This window comes from Pseudomonas sp. Emmai (assembly GCF_055179735.1).
This window is the reverse complement of sequence record NZ_CM143685.1, coordinates 5,394,843-5,411,562: the sequence shown is the minus strand read 5'-3', so window position 1 is coordinate 5,411,562 and position 16,720 is coordinate 5,394,843. Positions and strand designations below refer to the sequence as shown.

At 59.7% G+C, this 16,720-nt stretch carries 11 protein-coding genes; 5 read left to right on the top strand and 6 right to left on the bottom strand.

The genetic code is table 11. The features are described 5' to 3' along the window. Positions 1-40 precede the first annotated feature (40 nt). The 3 genes from trhO to ACY4LX_RS24775 are packed head-to-tail and all read left to right on the top strand — an operon-like array spanning position 41 to position 3,413. Complete coding sequence (gene trhO / locus ACY4LX_RS24785) at positions 41-964, top strand: oxygen-dependent tRNA uridine(34) hydroxylase TrhO (protein WP_463258135.1); 924 nt, start codon at positions 41-43, stop codon at positions 962-964. A gap of 36 nt (positions 965-1,000) precedes the next feature. Further along, positions 1,001-1,603, top strand: a complete 603-nt coding sequence (locus ACY4LX_RS24780) for a DsbA family protein (protein WP_178129175.1) — start codon at positions 1,001-1,003, stop codon at positions 1,601-1,603. Beyond that, positions 1,596-3,413, top strand: a complete 1,818-nt coding sequence (locus ACY4LX_RS24775) for an ABC transporter ATP-binding protein (RefSeq protein ID WP_463258134.1) — start codon at positions 1,596-1,598, stop codon at positions 3,411-3,413. The genes ACY4LX_RS24780 and ACY4LX_RS24775 overlap by 8 nt, the downstream gene beginning before the upstream one ends. Position 3,414: 1 nt before the next feature. Here the strand turns inward: ACY4LX_RS24775 and ACY4LX_RS24770 are convergent, their stop codons facing one another. Beyond that, entirely contained in the window at positions 3,415-8,121 is a 4,707-nt protein-coding gene (locus ACY4LX_RS24770; RefSeq protein WP_463258133.1) for a deaminase domain-containing protein, read from the bottom strand. A 233-nt stretch (positions 8,122-8,354) separates the two neighbouring features. Between ACY4LX_RS24770 and ACY4LX_RS24765 the strand changes: the two genes are divergently transcribed. Together ACY4LX_RS24765 and ACY4LX_RS24760 are read left to right on the top strand one after the other, a co-directional pair. Further along, positions 8,355-10,811 (top strand): EAL domain-containing protein, encoded by a 2,457-nt coding sequence (locus ACY4LX_RS24765; protein ID WP_149660050.1) that lies wholly within the window; start codon positions 8,355-8,357, stop codon positions 10,809-10,811. A gap of 79 nt (positions 10,812-10,890) precedes the next feature. Then, on the top strand, positions 10,891-11,652 hold the full coding sequence (locus tag ACY4LX_RS24760) for a TenA family transcriptional regulator (RefSeq protein ID WP_372242352.1): 762 nt from the start codon (positions 10,891-10,893) through the stop codon (positions 11,650-11,652). Between the two features lie 59 nt (positions 11,653-11,711). Here the strand turns inward: ACY4LX_RS24760 and ACY4LX_RS24755 are convergent, their stop codons facing one another. The 5 genes from ACY4LX_RS24755 to ACY4LX_RS24735 form a co-directional block, all read right to left on the bottom strand. Beyond that, entirely contained in the window at positions 11,712-12,638 is a 927-nt protein-coding gene (locus ACY4LX_RS24755; RefSeq protein WP_149660052.1) for a GGDEF domain-containing protein, read from the bottom strand. Between the two features lie 375 nt (positions 12,639-13,013). Then, positions 13,014-13,754 (bottom strand): YciK family oxidoreductase, encoded by a 741-nt coding sequence (locus ACY4LX_RS24750; RefSeq protein WP_007899713.1) that lies wholly within the window; start codon positions 13,752-13,754, stop codon positions 13,014-13,016. Positions 13,755-13,861: 107 nt separating this feature from the next. Further along, positions 13,862-14,533: an N-acetylmuramic acid 6-phosphate phosphatase MupP gene (gene mupP / locus ACY4LX_RS24745; protein ID WP_149660053.1), complete on the bottom strand. Its 672-nt coding sequence runs from the start codon at positions 14,531-14,533 to the stop codon at positions 13,862-13,864. A gap of 4 nt (positions 14,534-14,537) precedes the next feature. After that, on the bottom strand, positions 14,538-15,236 hold the full coding sequence (gene ubiG, locus ACY4LX_RS24740; protein WP_149660054.1) for a bifunctional 2-polyprenyl-6-hydroxyphenol methylase/3-demethylubiquinol 3-O-methyltransferase UbiG: 699 nt from the start codon (positions 15,234-15,236) through the stop codon (positions 14,538-14,540). 59 nt (positions 15,237-15,295) lie between these two features. Next, positions 15,296-16,630 (bottom strand): TRZ/ATZ family hydrolase, encoded by a 1,335-nt coding sequence (locus tag ACY4LX_RS24735; RefSeq protein ID WP_463258132.1) that lies wholly within the window; start codon positions 16,628-16,630, stop codon positions 15,296-15,298. Positions 16,631-16,720: the final 90 nt, after the last annotated feature.

Below are 16,720 nucleotides of genomic sequence, written 5' to 3'. Positions count from 1 at the left end.
GCACAGATCGACGCGGCTCCAGCAGGATTGATGGGCTGTTGTGGCGGCACTGTATAAGTTCGTCACCCTGGAAAACTACGTCGAGATGCGTGAGCCATTGCTGCAAGCGATGGTCGACAACGGCATCAAGGGCACCCTGCTGATCGCCGAAGAAGGCATCAACGGCACCGTCTCCGGCAGCCGCGAAGGCATTGACGGGCTGATGGCCTGGCTCAAGAACGACCCGCGCATGGACGACATCGACCACAAAGAGTCGTACTGCGACGACCAGCCGTTCTACCGCACCAAGGTCAAGCTCAAGAAAGAAATCGTCACCCTCGGCGTCGAAGGCGTGGACCCGAACAAAACTGTCGGCACCTACGTCGAGCCACAGAACTGGAACGCGCTGATCAGCGACCCGCAAGTGCTGCTGATCGACACCCGCAACGACTACGAAGTGGCGATCGGCACCTTCGAAGGCGCCATCGATCCGAAAACCACCAGTTTTCGCGAATTCCCCGACTACATCAAAGAGCACTTCGACCCGGCCGTGCACAAGAAAGTCGCGATGTTCTGCACCGGCGGCATTCGTTGCGAAAAGGCGTCGAGCTTCATGCTCAGCCAGGGCTTCGACGAGGTGTATCACCTCAAGGGCGGCATCCTGAAGTACCTCGAAGAGGTGCCGCAGGAAGAGACCAAGTGGCAGGGCGACTGCTTCGTCTTCGACAACCGCGTGACCGTGCGTCACGACTTGAGCGAAGGCGACTACGATCAATGTCATGCCTGTCGTACACCGATCAGCGTCGAAGACCGCACGTCCGAGCACTATGTGGCGGGCATCAGTTGCCCGCATTGCTGGGATACGCTGAGTGAGAAAACCCGTCGCAGCGCCATTGATCGGCAGAAGCAGATCGAATTGGCCAAGGCGCGCAACCTGCCGCACCCGATCGGTTACAACTACAAGCAAACCCCTGCCGAGGCTTGAATCATGTCTGCTCGCCTGCTCTATGTGATGGACCCGATGTGTTCCTGGTGCTGGGGCTTCGCGCCGGTGGCTGAAGCGCTGGTCGAGCAGGCACAGGCAGCGGGCGTGGAGTTGCATCTGGTGGTGGGCGGCTTGCGCACCGGCAGCGGCGCGGCCCTGGAGCCGACCACCCGGCGCTACATTCTTGAGCACTGGCAGGCGGTCACCGAGGCCACCGGCCAGCCGTTCAAACGCGAAGGCGCCTTGCCCGACGGTTTTGTCTACGACACCGAGCCCGCTTGCCGGGCGCTGGTGACGGCGCGCAGCCTGGCGCCGGATTGCGCGTGGAAACTGCTCGGGCTGATCCAGCATGCGTTCTATGCCGAAGGTCGCGACGTCACCCACGCCAGCGTCCTGGTGGAACTGGCGGAGCAGGCCGGGGTACCACGCATCGAATTCGCCGCCGCGTTCGACCGCGCCGATCAACACGCCGCCACCGCCGCCGATTTCACCTGGGTCCAGGACCTGGGCATCGCCGGGTTCCCGACCTTGCTGGCCGAGCGCGACGGGCAACTGGCGCTGCTGACCAATGGCTATCAACCCTTGAGTGTCCTGTCACCGCTGCTCGGCCGCTGGCTGGAGCGCGCTGCCTGTGCATGATCTGCCCGATGATGCACCCGCAGCCCCGCGTGTCGATCGACTGAGCTGGGCGGAAATCCGCCGACTGGCCCTGCATCACAAAAAATCCCTGTGGATTGCCAACGGCGTGGCTGTGCTGGCGACCTTGTGCAGCGTGCCGATTCCGTTGCTGCTGCCGTTGCTGGTCGACGAAGTGCTGCTGGGGCACGGCGATTCCGCGCTGAAAATCATGAATCACGCCTTGCCCGACGCTTGGCAGAAAGCCGCCGGCTACATCGGCCTGATGTTGCTGGTGACCTTTGTCCTGCGTTGCGGCGCATTGCTGTTCAACGTGGTCCAGGCCAAGTTGTTCGCGGCGCTGGCCAAGGACATCGTCTATCGCATTCGCGTGCGCCTGATCGAACGGCTCAAGCGCATCTCCCTCGGCGAATACGAAAGCCTGGGCAGCGGCACGGTGACCACGCACCTGGTCACCGACCTCGACACCCTGGACAAATTCGTCGGTGAAACCCTCAGCCGTTTCCTCGTGGCCATGCTGACCCTGGTCGGCACTGCGAGCATTCTGGTGTGGATGCACTGGAAACTGGCGCTGCTGATCATGCTGTTCAATCCGTTGGTGATCTACGCCACGGTGCAGTTGGGCAAACGGGTCAAGCACCTGAAAAAACTGGAGAACGACAGCACCTCGCGCTTCACCCAGGCCCTGACCGAAACCCTGGATTCGATCCAGGAAGTACGCGCCGGCAACCGCCAGGGCTTCTTCCTCGGACGCCTCGGCCAACGGGCCCGGGAAGTGCGGGATTACGCAGTCAACTCGCAGTGGAAAACCGATGCCTCGAACCGCGCCAGTGGCTTGTTGTTCCAGTTCGGCATCGATATTTTCCGCGCGGCGGCGATGCTTACGGTGTTGTTCTCCGACCTGTCCATCGGCCAGATGCTCGCGGTGTTCAGCTACCTGTGGTTCATGATCGGTCCGGTGGAACAGCTGCTGAACCTGCAATACGCCTACTACGCCGCCGGTGGCGCGCTGTCGCGGATCAACGAGTTGCTGGCCCGGGCCGATGAGCCGCAATACCCCGGTGGCGTTGATCCGTTCCAGGGCCGCAACACCGTGGGTATCGAGGTGCAGGGCCTGAGTTTCAGCTACGGCGACGAGCTGGTGCTGGACCAGATGAACCTGTCCATCGCCCCCGGTGAAAAAGTCGCGATTGTCGGCGCCAGCGGTGGCGGCAAAAGTACCTTGGTGCAATTGCTGCTGGGCCTGTACACGCCGCTGGCCGGGACCATTCGTTTCGGCGGTGCGACGCAGCAGGAAATCGGCCTGGAAACGGTGCGGGAGAATGTCGCGGTGGTGCTGCAGCATCCGGCGCTGTTCAACGACACCATCCGCGCCAACCTGACCATGGGTCGCGAGCGCAGCGACGAAGCGTGCTGGCAGGCCCTGGAAATCGCCCAACTCGATGGCACCGTGCGCGGCTTGCCCCAAGGCCTGGACAGCGTGGTCGGGCGTTCCGGCGTGCGCCTGTCCGGCGGCCAGCGCCAACGCCTGGCCATTGCTCGAATGGTGTTGGCCCAGCCGAAAGTGGTAATCCTCGACGAAGCCACCTCGGCGCTGGACGCCGCCACCGAATACAACCTGCATGAAGCCCTGGCGCGCTTCCTCAGTGAACGCACCACGCTGATCATTGCCCATCGGCTGTCAGCGGTGAAACAGGCCGACCGCGTGCTGGTGTTCGATGGCGGGCGCATTGCCGAGGATGGCGACCATCAGCAACTGATTGCCGATGGTGGGTTGTACGCCAAGCTTTATGGGCATTTGCAGCAGTTGTAGGTCATTTCCACAGGACCTCCAGTGCATTTTCCCCGCCGTCGTAGGCGAACTGCTTCATCACCACCGAGCAGGAATCGCATGGCGCCATGGTTGTGGCGACATTGACCGACTGGATCGATTCACTGTCCGGGTACTTGGCACGGATCACGCTGATCAACTTGCTTTCGCTGTCCAGTGAGGTCGGTCGGCTGGTCAGCTCCGGACGGTAAGTGCCAATGTCATCGATAGTGCGCGGCACGGCGAGCAGCTTGCCCTCGGCGGTTACGTCCAGAGAGGTGCTGGAAAACGACTGGTTCATGTCGATATTGAAGTAAGTGGTTTCCCCCATGGTGACCTGATCTGCGCCGAAGTTTTGCTTGAATAGCGGAAGCTGTCCGGTGATCCCTTGAGCCCCCGAAACACTGACGTATACCTCGCGAGTGCCTGACGCGGTCGTGACTTCCGCATAGGCGATGTTCCTGGGATTCCTGGATCGCTTGCCACGAGGGAGCATGCTATGAAGCGTTCTCATCGTCTTATCGATCTTCAAAGCGCTGTTGGGCGTTTGTGTGATCACCTTTTCCATAAACAGTGCATCGAAGATCTCCGCGGTTCTCTGACGAAAGGCCTCCGAGGCATTCGTACTGCGTGACCAGGACGTTGCACCTTTTGGTTGGGTGGCGACGATCATGCGCGTCGAATGGTCGAACAATACCGCCTCACCGGGGCTGGTATCGACAGTCAACCATTTGAGCGTATCGGGCGGATAGGTGTGACCGCCGATGGGAATGGCGATGTCCTCCATGGTTTTCATGGCGCGCTCGACGGCTTCGATGCCGTAGAAGCGCGCCATGTTGTTGGCTTGGAGAGAGCCGGTGTAGACCACCCGCAATTCTTCCAGAAGCCCTTCTGCGAGGGTTGTGGCTTTCCTGAAGGTCAACAATTGCTGCACGCTTTGGCCTTTCAGGCGTTCGGCAACGTAAAAGTCCCCCGCATCCAACCGTGTGAATACGTAATGCCTTGAGCCGTCCTTCGCTTCGACGATCGTGGCGCCGGAGTTGAAGGTATGGAAAAAATCTCCCTCGGGGACCGGGACGCTGATTTTGACTCGCCCATAAATACCCGTCTGAAACTCCATCGTCCCTTTCAGCGTTGAATGTGCCGCGAGTGCGGAGATACTCAATGGTGCTCTGTTTGGGGCCGGCGTGTAGTGGCTGTCCCCGAACCAGGGGGCCCAACTGTTGGTTTCATCGAATACTCCCTGTTTGGGGGTGGGGGCCGGGGTGAGGCTGTTGACGTACTGTGTCTGGCAGGTAACGGGATCTCCGGCGCGTCGTACGCGGCAAGGCAACTTTTTGTAGGTCTGTTCGATCGTGAAGCTGTCGGCGCGACACAGCGTATCGTTCTCCAGCCGATACGCCACATCGTCAATAAACACGGTGGTGCGCCCATCGACCTCGAACACCTCCCTGACCTGGCTTTTTTTCGAGAGCTCAACGATCAGATGGCTGTCGGTTTTTTCCAGGAGGCGGTAGTGAGAGCGTCCCGGCGAAAGTTCTCCGGCCTTGGTCGCCAAGGTCGGGCCGAACAGCCTGGACGATAGCGGATCGATCAGGCGGTAGTCCGACTTGCCAGCGTTTGCCAGATTGCGCACCGGCACGTCGTCAATGCCTTTTACCCGGGCTAATTCATCACCGTTCACCAACGGATTCCAATGTCCTGCGTCACGGATCTGGGGGCGACTGTTCACGAAATCGTAGCGGCCCGCTCTGCCCATCAGCTCCAAGACTTTGAATCGACCGGCCCGGGCCAGTTTCACCGTGGCAGTGCCCAATCCGGTCAGCAGGGCGAGCGGGCCATCCAGCGGGTTCAGCGCTCCCAGAATCGACACCACCAACTCCATCGTCAGCTGTTTGAATGATGGCAGGGCGGCCCGCAGTGTTGATCGGCCCGTCTGGGTCATCAGTCGCAACGAACCCGAAGCAAACTTGCCGACCGGTATGAAAAATGAAATGGCGTCGGTAAACAGACCAAACGAACCGTTGATCAAGCGCATCCTGTCGCCTGAAATCAGATCTTCGATGCTGCTCCAAAACGGAACGAACGCCTTGGTCAGCGCGACGACGTTTTTGTACCACTCAGTGTCTAGATCAAATTGCGTGATGCCATTGGCGGCGTCGCGTAGCGTCTTTGGGTCTATGAACAGCAGTTGAGTTGCGATAACACGGCTGATGCTCACCGTGCGCTCGGAGGAGAGTGTTTGCGCTGCAGGTGCTGAGGGATCTTTCGCGTAAACGACGGCGTCGAGCGTATCACCCAATTGTTCGAGAATGGCTTGGCAACGTGCTGCGGCGTTCGGCGCGCTTCCGGTTGAATGGGCCTCCCAATCGAACGGTAAATCCTTGTGGCGCATAACATCGACGCGAACGCTTGAGGCGTTCCGCAAGCTCCAGCGTTCAGTCTCGAGTTGGCCACCAAAAAGCGCCGGGTCCAGTTTTTCGATGCGGCGCATGACGCCCGCCCTGGGCAGCAGTTCGTAATGGGTGACGTGTTCGTCGAGGGTTGCCTGCAAAATCAGGCCATTGCGAGCCCGGAGTGGCAATATCATTTCCGCCGTTTCATGTTGGGCCTCGATGCCCTTCGTTTCCTTTCTCAGGGAGTAAATCTTGACTTCACCGAACTCCAGGGCCAGGCGGTCGTTGTAGGGAAGGGATGCCAGCAGGCTTTTGATCAGCGTGGCATAGGCGTCTGTCGTGTCCGTCAAATAGCGCATGAACTCTACGTCGAACAGCGCCTTGACGTCTGGCAACACCAGCTTGGCCTTCGGCGGCCAGACCCGGCGCGTTCCTGCAAATGAGCCGCCGGGGGCCGGCAACGGACCGTTGGTTTCTATCGTTCGATGTTCGTCAATTTGAATCCATTGCTGGCTGACAGTACTGCCGTCGATGTCCGTAACAAACCATTCTTCCTGCTGATCAAACTTGCCAGCCGCCAATACGTCGAGAAACGAGTAGATGTCATAACCCTTGCCTTCGAGGTAGGGGATGTCACGAGAAACGAAAAGCGGCGGATACAGCTTCTTAGCCAGTTGCCTGCCATCGGTGTTAAAGCCGTTTTTGCCGAAAAGCGTTTCCATTTCTCTTTTACTGATAGCCAGGCGCTCGGGCACCTTCTTGTCGATCTGGACAGAGGCTTTTGTCAGATCGTCGCTGTATTGCTCGAAGGCCGTCAGCGCTTGCTCAATGTCTGTTGCCGCATACGGCTCATGGGGTAAATGCGCAATGACGCCGTAGGTTTGCGCCCAGTCCAATGTCGGCTGCAGCCTCGCCAGGCTGATGAACGTCAGGATGTCTTTCGTCGCCTCTTCGCAGAGTATGCTCGGCAGGTTGACCAGTTGCTGGAAGGTCATTCTGTCCAGTGATCGGGCATCGCTCGCCTTGATCAAATTGACGCCAGTGAGGAAGTTGACCCATACCAACGAACTTCTGTAGGCCAGATCAGCAGGAATGCCAGTGACCCGAAACTCCGAGGGAAACCTGGAGAGGAACAGGCGCGCGATCACGATCGCTTCTTTGGCCGACGAGGCACGTTGTGATGTGAGCAGGTGGCTTTCAAACTCGGCCCGGATCACTTGATAACTTTTGCCCCAGTGTTCGCGTGCTTGCCAGTCATAACCGGCGATTCGTTGCGGATCGTCGGCAGGTCCCGCCAGCCAGATTTGCAGCGCCTGGGCGATCAGCCAGGTACGAATGCCTGGTGAAGTTTCTTCACCGATTTCCCCGCCGTACCAATCCAGTGCCGACAGCAGGAGCGTTCCGAGGTTCTCGGCTTCAGCGCTGTGCAGGATGTTTTGCAGGTAAACGGAAGGGCACCCCCGAACCTGTTCGAGGGTCGCTTCAGCGAGAATCGCATCGGTCAGGAAGGACAGCGACGATGCGCCTCGATCGGCCAGGAATTGGTCGACGGTGTCGATGATTTCGGCGCGGATGATTTGCGCATGGACCTTTTCAGTGTCCACTTGCAGGGGATCGGCTGAGCTGCGCCGACGGGCCCGGAACGTGGCACGGTCGGCATCGGTGGGGCGGCGCCTCAGCGCCAGGACTTCGAAGTCGTCCTCCAGCCTTAGCTGGTGACTGGCGATCTTTTCTTGCAGGGCCCGTATGGCGCCGGGATGTTCCTGCGGATGTCGTGGCTGCCAGGGCAGGAGGCCGTAAAACCAGCACATCCTGCCCAGCGTGATCCTGCGATTGGCGTTGATCTGCCCGCCCAATAAAGCAGCCGCCCGTTCGATAAGCGGGGTCAGCGCATGCCATCTTGCGTTTTGCGTCAGATCCAGCGTGATTCGCTCTCCCGAGTCTTTATAGCCTTGGTACACATAGGTCTGTCCTTCGAGGGTCACACTCAGTGCGCCATGCCTGATGTGCAGTCTTGAGCACATATCGATGTAGTCTCGATCGCGCAACACATGCCATAACGCATTCAATCCGTCCTCGCTTACCCGGTGTAAGGGTGAAAAGGGCCCGATCAGGATCAAATTGTTCAGATTTACAGTTGCCTGCGGCTCGCGCATGGCGGACAGCATGAGTTCGTAGTCTTGCAACTGCCCTGTGTGCAGTTCGGCTGGGGAAGGATTAGTAGGAGGGTACAGGCCACTCGGCGTCATCATTTGCATGAACGTATTGATCTCTTGATAGTCGATTGAGTTGCGCGTTGCAGCGGGCAACGGCATTCGGGCTCGATTACAAGCGATCTATTTCAGCGCCGGGCTGTACATAGTTATTGCGCAGAAGCTTCCCTTGGAATTCCTCTGTTTTTGCCCGAATTGCGTCGAAAACCGGTTATTGGTGCAAACTTGCCCGCGCCGGAACGAACGCGTCCTTGCGGGGACGGGGATCGCCTCCTAGTCTTGCGGGAGCGGTTTGATCTGGATGATGATCAGGCAGTACCTATGCAAGGGACCTCATGAAGCCAAAACGGACTCTCGGAACGCCACGATTGTTGGGCATCGTCTGGCCGTTTATCGCCGTGGTGCTGTTTCAAGCGTTGCTCGGTGGCGTCAGCCTGTACGTGCTGTCGGCGGTGCGCGGCTATGTGGCCGGGGAAAGCCTCTGGTCCAAGGGCCAGAAAGACGCCATCTATTACCTCAACCTCTACGCCGACAGTCGCGACGAGGCGATTTTCCGCAAATACCAGAACGCCATTGCCGTGCCCCAAGGCGGGCATGAGTTGCGCGTGGCGCTGGACAAACAGCCTCCGGATCTTGAAGCGGCACGGGTGGGGATTCTCAAGGGGGGTAATCATCCGGACGACGTTTCCAGCGTTATCTGGCTGTACTTGAACTTCCGGCATTTCAGTTATCTGGAAAAAGCCATTGATCTCTGGACAGTGGGCGACTCTTATCTGGTACGACTGGATGACGTCGCCCGGGAGATGCACCAGCAAGTCGTCGACAATCAGGCTACCGCTACCGACATCAAGCGCTGGAAAGACCAGATTTTTGCGATCAACGACGGCGTGACCCCGGCCGCCAAGGCGTTTAGCGATGCGTTGGGCGAGGGCTCGCGGGTGATTCTGCGGCTGTTGCTGGTGACCAACCTGGCCACGGCGCTGGGGCTGATCGTGTTGGCGTTGCTGCGCACCCACAAACTGCTCAAGCAACGGCATGCCTTCGCCGAGGCCCTGCAACTGGAGAAGGACCGGGCGCAGATCACCTTGCAGTCGATTGGCGATGGCGTGATCACCACGGATGTCGAAGGGGCGATTGCCTACATGAACCCGGCCGCCGAGGCCATGACCCACTGGAAAGCCGAACAGGCCACCGGCCTGCCCCTGGCGGCGCTGTTCAATCTGCTGGACGAGAATGCCCAGGCCGACGGCTTTACCCTGATCGAACACATCCTCAGTGGTCAGCTCAGCGGCGGCAGCGAACATTCCAAACTGATCCAGCGCCTGGATGGCAGCACCGTGTCGGTGACTCTGGTCGGCGCGCCGATCCGCAATGCCGGCAAGGTCAGCGGCACGGTGCTGGTGCTGCACGACATGACCCAGGAACGGCAATACATCGCCAACCTGTCCTGGCAAGCGACCCACGACGCCTTGACCGGGTTGGCGAACCGTCGCGAATTCGAATATCGCCTGGAGCAGGCGCTGCATAACCTGACGCGCCAGTCGGGGCGGCATGCCTTGATGTTCCTCGACCTGGACCAGTTCAAATTGGTCAACGACACCTGCGGCCATGCGGCGGGGGATGAACTGCTGCGGCATATCTGCGCGTTGCTGCAATCCGGCCTGCGTGAAGGCGACACCCTGGCCCGGCTGGGCGGTGACGAGTTCGGCATCCTGCTGGAGAACTGCGCACCGGAACACGCGGAAAAAATCGCCGAAGTGCTGCGCCAGACCGTGCAAAACCTGCACTTTGTGTGGAAGGGGCGGCCGTTCCTGACCACCGTGAGCATCGGCCTGGTCCATATCGCCCAGACGCCGACCACCCTTGAAACCTCGCTGCGCGCCGCCGATATGGCCTGTTACATGGCCAAGGAAAAGGGCCGCAACCGGGTTCAGGTCTACCACGCCGACGATTCGGAACTGTCCCTGCGCTTTGGCGAGATGGCTTGGGTCCAGCGTCTGCACATGGCCCTGGAAGAGAACCGTTTCTGCCTGTACGCCCAGGAAATTGCGCCGCTGGGCCATGTCGAACAGGGCGGACACATCGAAATACTGCTGCGCCTGCATGACGAGGCCGGGCGGATGATTTTGCCTGACAGTTTCATTCCGGCGGCCGAGCGTTATGGCCTGATGACGTCGCTGGATCGTTGGGTGGTAGAGAACGTTTTCAAGATCATTGCCCAATGTATTGCCGAACAACGTAAAGGCCCGTTGGCCATGTGTGCGATTAATCTTTCAGGCATTACTATCGGAGATGAGGCGTTCCTGGACTTCTTGCGTGAACAGTTTGTTACTTACGCTATTCCTCCGGAAATGATTTGTTTTGAAATTACAGAAACCAGCGCTATTTCGAATTTAGGAAGTGCAATCAGATTTATTAATGAACTCAAAGGTTTAGGTTGCCACTTCTCACTTGATGACTTCTGCGCCGGAATGTCCTCGTTCGCTTACTTGAAACATTTACCTGTAGACTTCTTGAAGATCGACGGGAGTTTCGTAAAGGACATGCTGGACGACCCGATTAACCGCGCTATGGTCGAGGTGATAAACCACATCGGCCATGTCATGGGTAAGCGCACCATTGCCGAGTTTGTCGAGACACCTCAGATCGAGCAGGCCTTGCTCGAGATCGGTGTCGATTACGCTCAAGGGTATGTCATCGAACGCCCGCAATTGTTTACCTGCGACAGTTTGCAAAGTCGTCCCGCCAGACCGCAACCGCTGTTATTCAAGGCGCCTGGCACGTTCCGTTGAAATCTCTTGCTGATCATTACAATCACAAATCAAAAGGAGCCGAACAGTGATCGACACATTCAACCGAACCGGACCACTCATGGAAGCTGCAAGTTATCCCGCCTGGGCCCAACAGTTGATCCAGGATTGCAGCGAGAGCAAACGCCGGGTTGTCGAACACGAACTGTATCAGCGCATGCGAGATAACAAACTCAGCGCAAAAACCATGCGCCAGTACCTGATAGGTGGCTGGCCCGTCGTTGAGCAGTTCGCTTTATATATGGCACAGAATCTCACCAAGACCCGCTTTGCTCGCCACCCCGGCGAAGACATGGCGCGGCGCTGGCTGATGCGTAACATTCGTGTCGAACTCAATCACGCCGATTACTGGGTGCACTGGAGCCGGGCTCACGGTGTCAGCCTGGAAGATCTGCAAGCCCAGCAAGTTGCGCCGGAACTGCACGCCTTGAGTCACTGGTGCTGGCACACCAGTTCGGCGGATTCGCTGATCGTGGCCATCGCTGCGACCAACTACGCCATTGAAGGCGCGACCGGGGAGTGGTCGGCGCTGGTGTGTTCCACGGGTGTGTACGCGGCAGCGTTCCCCGAGGAGGATCGCAAGCGGGCGATGAAGTGGTTGAAGATGCACGCCCAGTACGACGATGCCCACCCGTGGGAAGCGCTGGAAATCATCTGCACCCTGGCCGGCACCAATCCGAGCAAAGCCCTGCAAGTGGAACTGCGCCAGGCCGTGTGCAAGAGCTACGACTACATGTTCCTGTTCCTGGAGCGCTGCATGCAGCAGGAACACGCGGAACGAGTGCCGGTCGCTCGCGAGCGGATGGCATTGGCGGAAAGCTAAACGTCGTCAACCCGTGTAGGCGCAGCCTTCGGCAGCGCCTACACGGGCCTGTTCAGGTATTACCCCGCCATCGCCAACCGATTACGCCCCTCGCGCTTGGCCACATACAGCGCGCTGTCAGCGCGACGCAGCAAACTCTCGGCCGACTCGCCCGGCAGCAACGTCGAGCAACCAAGGCTGACCGTCAGCTCAATCACCCGGCCATCAGCGTGATAATCCTGGGCCTGAGCTGCAAACCGCAGGCGTTCGCCCACCATCGCCGCCGCTTCCCGGCTGGTGTTGGACAGCAGGATCAAAAACTCCTCGCCACCAAAACGGAACACCATGTCCACGTTGCGCAACTGGCCCTTGATCGAGGCGGCAACCGCCTTGAGCACTTCATCGCCAGCACTGTGGCCGTGGCTGTCATTGACCCGTTTAAAGTGGTCGATATCCAGCATCAGCAACGACAACGGCTGGCGATGCCGGTGCGCCATGTCGATTTCCCGTTGCAGAGTCTGATCCATGGCGACGCGGTTGCCGGTGCCGGTGAGTGGGTCGCGCAGGGCGCTTTGGGTTGCGACGCGGTAGAGCAGGGCATTGCGCATCGGATAGAGCAGCGCCGACAACAGCGACTCCAGGTTGCCCTGTTCCTGCTCGTTAAAACGCTGATTGCGGCGGAACACCAACTCACCCAGATGTTCACCTTCATGGCTCAGGCTATAGCTGACCGAATGATGACCGCGCTGGCCGAATTCCAGGCGCAAGTCACTCGTCTTGTGCTGGTAGCTCAAGGCATCCAGAGGCACAAGGCGCTGAATTTCGCGGAAAAAGAGCCCGAGAATGCGTTGCGGCTCAAGACTGGTTTGCAGTTGCATGCCCAGTTGCTGGCGCAATTGCGCGAGGCTGACCGGCCGCTCCAGGAGAGGAGGCTGCTGACCAAAGCCCAGGCGTTGCAATTTGGCACTGTCGAAGTCAATTGCGTTGGTCTGGGAAGGTGATTTCATATGGCGTGAGCCCCTAAAGCAGTAAGGCTGTCTTACAGGCTGGGTGAGAGCGGCTTTGGGCTGCGCGTCATACTGGTCCATCAGTCCCGTAGGACATTTGGTACGAGTTTAGTCCGCTTTGTCGAAGATAAGGAACCTATCGACTCAGGCGCCACCGCCAGCTGCTGTCACACTGCGTGTCTGAACAAAATTAGAGCGAAAGTCGTGCCATTCGGTTCATTCGGATAAAAACTGTTTCAAATCATTGGATTAGAGCGGTTTTGAGAAAATGCCGCTGGAGGCAGCGGCATTTGTTTGACTGTAAAGGGCGGGAGTTGACGCGGATCCGGCATGCCGCGGCAATTAAATGCCGCGGCACAAAAGCGACGTGCGGCGTTACTGAGCGTTGAACGCCTGGCCATTGATGCCCGTGCTGTCCGGCCCCATCAGGTACAGATAGACCGGCATGATCTCCTCGGGCGTCGGGTTGTTCAGCGGGTTTTCCCCCGGATAAGCCTGGGCGCGCATGCTGGTGCGGGTGGCGCCGGGGTTGATGCTGTTGGAACGCACCGGTGCCACGGTGTCGACTTCGTCGGCCAGGGTTTGCATCAGCCCTTCGGTGGCAAACTTGGAGACGCCGTACGCGCCCCAGTACGCCCGGCCCTTGCGTCCGACGCTGCTGGAGGTGAACACCACCGAAGCATCCTGCGACAGCTTCAGCAGCGGCAGCAGGGTGCTGGTGAGCATGAACATGGCGTTGACGTTGACGTGCATGACGCGCATGAAGTTTTCACCGGACAACTGCTCGATCGGCGTGCGCGGGCCGATGATCGAGGCGTTGTGCAGCAAACCGTCGAGATGCCCGAATTCAGTCTCGATCATCGCGGCCAACTCATCGTATTGATGGGGCAGGGCGGTTTCCAGATTGAACGGGATCACCGCCGGTTGCGGGTGACCGGCCGCTTCGATTTCGTCGTAGACCTGAGTCAGGTTGGCTTCGGTCTTGCCCAGCAACAGCACGGTGGCACCGTGGGCGGCGTAGGTTTTTGCGGCGGCGGCGCCAATGCCACGGCCGGCGCCGGTGACCAGGATGACCCGGTCCTTGAGCAATTCAGGGCGGGCGGAATAATCAAACATAAAAACCTCAACAAATCAGAAAGCGAACCCTGTAGGAGCAAGGCTTGCCCGCGATGGCGTCTTCGAAACCGCTATCGCGGGCAAGCCTTGCTCCTACGAAAAGCGGATCAGCAGCTACACAACGCGCTATCCAGCACTTTGCGCAACTCCAGCGGATGATCCACCACCACATCCGCGCCCCAATGCCGCGGGTTATCGTCCGGGTGGATATAGCCGTAGGTCACGGCGGCGGTCTTGGTGCCGGCATCACGCCCCGACTCGATATCCCGCAGATCATCACCGACGAACAACACGCTGGCCGGGTCCAGGTCGAGCATCTTGCACGCGAGGATCAACGGCTCCGGGTCCGGTTTGCTGTTCTTCACATGGTCCGGGCAGATCAGCAGCGCCGAGCGCTCGGCCAGCCCCAGCTGTTGCATGATCGGTTCGGCAAACCGCAGCGGCTTGTTGGTGACCACGCCCCAGATCAGGTTGGCCTTCTCGATGTCGGCCAGCAGCTCGCCCATGCCGTCGAAGAGTTTGCTGTGCACCGCGCAACCCACGAGGTAGCGCTCCAGGAACTCCAGGCGCAGCGCCTCGAACCCCGGGGATTCCGGGTCCATGGAGAACGTCACCGCGACCATGGCTTTGGCGCCGCCGGAGATCTCGTCGCGAATGTGTTGGTCGTTCATCGGCGGCAAGCCGCGCTCGGCACGCATCGCCTGGCAGATGGCGATGAAGTCCGGCGCGGTGTCGAGCAGGGTGCCGTCCATGTCAAAAAGGACTGCTCTGATTCGCATCGGCTTACTCCTCGCGCAGGGTCTGGATCATGTAGTTGACGTCAACGTCGGCCGCCAGTTTGTAGTGCTTGGTCAGCGGGTTGTACGTCAGGCCGATGATGTCCTTGACGGTCAGGCCGGCCATGCGGCTCCAGGCCCCGAGCTCGGACGGGCGGATGAATTTCTTGAAGTCGTGGGTGCCGCGCGGCAGCAGCTTCATGATGTATTCGGCGCCGATGATCGCGAACAGGTAGGCCTTCGGGTTGCGGTTGATGGTGGAGAAGAACACCTGACCACCGGGCTTGACCATCTTGAAGCAGGCGCGGATGACCGAGGATGGGTCCGGTACGTGCTCAAGCATTTCCAGGCAAGTGACCACGTCGAACTGCTCGGGCATCTCTTCGGCCAGGGCTTCGGCGGTGATCTGGCGATATTCGACGGTCACGCCGGATTCCAGTTGATGCAGTTGCGCGACCGCTAGCGGCGCTTCGCCCATGTCGATGCCCATGACGGTAGCGCCGCGCTGGGCCATGGCTTCGCTGAGGATGCCGCCGCCGCAACCGACGTCGAGCACCTTTTTGCCGGCCAGGTTGACCCGCTCGTCAATCCAGTTGACCCGCAGCGGGTTGATGTCGTGCAGCGGTTTGAACTCGCTTTCGCGGTCCCACCAGCGATGGGCCAGGGCTTCGAATTTGGCGATTTCGGCGTAGTCGACGTTGCTCATGGTTTAAGTCCTCTAAAACTTGAAAAATCCTGTTGCCCCGGGTTTGCGCCCGGGGGGGCTTACGATTCGGTGTGGCCGCTGATGCGCTGGCCCCAGGCCTTGGCCGTGGCGCACAGTTGTGCTTCATCCAGGCGCGTCAGGCGCTTGTCGTCGAGCAGTTGTTTGCCAGCGACCCATAGGTGTTTCACGCAGTCGCGGCCAGTGGCGTAGATCAGTTGCGAAACCGGGTCGTAGATCGGTTGCTGGGCCAGCCCGGACAGGTCGAAAGCGACGATGTCCGCAGCCTTGCCGATTTCCAGCGAGCCGACTTCCGCTTCGATCCCGAGGGCGCGGGCACCGTTGAGCGTCGCCATGCGCAAGGCGCGGTGGGCATCCAGCGCCGTGGCCGAGCCGGCGACAGCCTTGGCCAGCAACGCCGCGGTGCGGGTTTCGCCGAGCAGGTCGAGGTCATTATTGCTGGCCGCGCCATCGGTGCCGACGGCGACGTTCACCCCGGCCTGCCACAGGCGTTCCACCGGGCAGAAACCACTGGCCAGCTTCAGGTTCGATTCCGGGCAATGAATCACATTGGTATTGCTTTCTACCAGCAAGGCCAGGTCTTCATCGCTGATCTGGGTCATGTGAACCGCCTGGAAGCGCGGCCCGAGCAAGCCCAGGCGCCCGAGGCGGGCCAGCGGGCGCTCGCCGCGCTGCTCCACCGATTGCTGCACTTCGAAGGCGGTTTCGTGGACGTGCATGTGGATCGCCGCGTCCAGCTCTTCGGCGATGACCCGGATTTTTTCCAGGTTTTCGTCGCCCACGGTGTAGGGAGCGTGGGGGCCGAAGGTGATTTTGATCCGTTCGTGGTGCTTCAAGTCGCCGAACAGTTCGACGCCCTGACGAATGGCTTCGTCCGCCGTGGCAGCGCCCGGAATCGGGAAATCGAGGATCGGAATCGCGATTTGCGCGCGAATGCCGCTGTTATGCACGCGTTCGCTAGCAACCTTCGGGAAGAAATACATGTCAGAGAAGCAGGTGATGCCGCCTTTGAGCTGTTCGGCAATCGCCAGGTCGGTGCCATCGCGCACAAACGCTTCATCGACCCACTTGGCCTCGGCCGGCCAGATGTGGTTTTCCAGCCAGGTCATCAACGGCAGGTCATCGGCCAGGCCCCGGAACAGCGTCATCGCCGCGTGGCCATGGGCGTTGACCAGGCCGGGGGCGAGCAGAACATCCGGCAGCTCGCGAGTTTCAGTCGCGTTACACTTCAGCGCTTCGGCACGCGGGCCGATAAATACGATACGACCGTCGCGGATGCCCAGGCCGTGCTCTTTGAGGACCACGCCAGCGGGTTCGACGGGTACCAGCCAGGTCGGCAGCAATAATAAGTCGAGCGCAACGGCAGGTTTCGGCATCGAGGGTCGGTTCCAGTGCTTTTGTAAAGGATGGCGAAGTATACCCGAGCGTCTTCGCGGGGGGCTCGCTATAATCGGCGGCTTTTGTTC

Bases quoted from the DNA above. Each gene is read 5' to 3' on its own strand.
- ACY4LX_RS24780 (WP_178129175.1), top strand. From the start codon at position 1,001: ATGTGTTCCTGGTGCTGGGGCTTCGCGCCGGTGGCTGAAGCGCTGGTC.
- ACY4LX_RS24770 (WP_463258133.1), bottom strand. From the start codon at position 8,121: ATGCCGTTGCCCGCTGCAACGCGCAACTCAATCGACTATCAAGAGATC.
- ACY4LX_RS24765 (WP_149660050.1), top strand. From the start codon at position 8,355: ATGAAGCCAAAACGGACTCTCGGAACGCCACGATTGTTGGGCATCGTC.
- ACY4LX_RS24760 (WP_372242352.1), top strand. From the start codon at position 10,891: ATGGAAGCTGCAAGTTATCCCGCCTGGGCCCAACAGTTGATCCAGGAT.
- ACY4LX_RS24755 (WP_149660052.1), bottom strand. From the start codon at position 12,638: ATGAAATCACCTTCCCAGACCAACGCAATTGACTTCGACAGTGCCAAA.
- ACY4LX_RS24750 (WP_007899713.1), bottom strand. From the start codon at position 13,754: ATGTTTGATTATTCCGCCCGCCCTGAATTGCTCAAGGACCGGGTCATC.
- mupP (WP_149660053.1), bottom strand. From the start codon at position 14,533: ATGCGAATCAGAGCAGTCCTTTTTGACATGGACGGCACCCTGCTCGAC.
- ubiG (WP_149660054.1), bottom strand. From the start codon at position 15,236: ATGAGCAACGTCGACTACGCCGAAATCGCCAAATTCGAAGCCCTGGCC.
- ACY4LX_RS24735 (WP_463258132.1), bottom strand. From the start codon at position 16,630: ATGCCGAAACCTGCCGTTGCGCTCGACTTATTATTGCTGCCGACCTGG.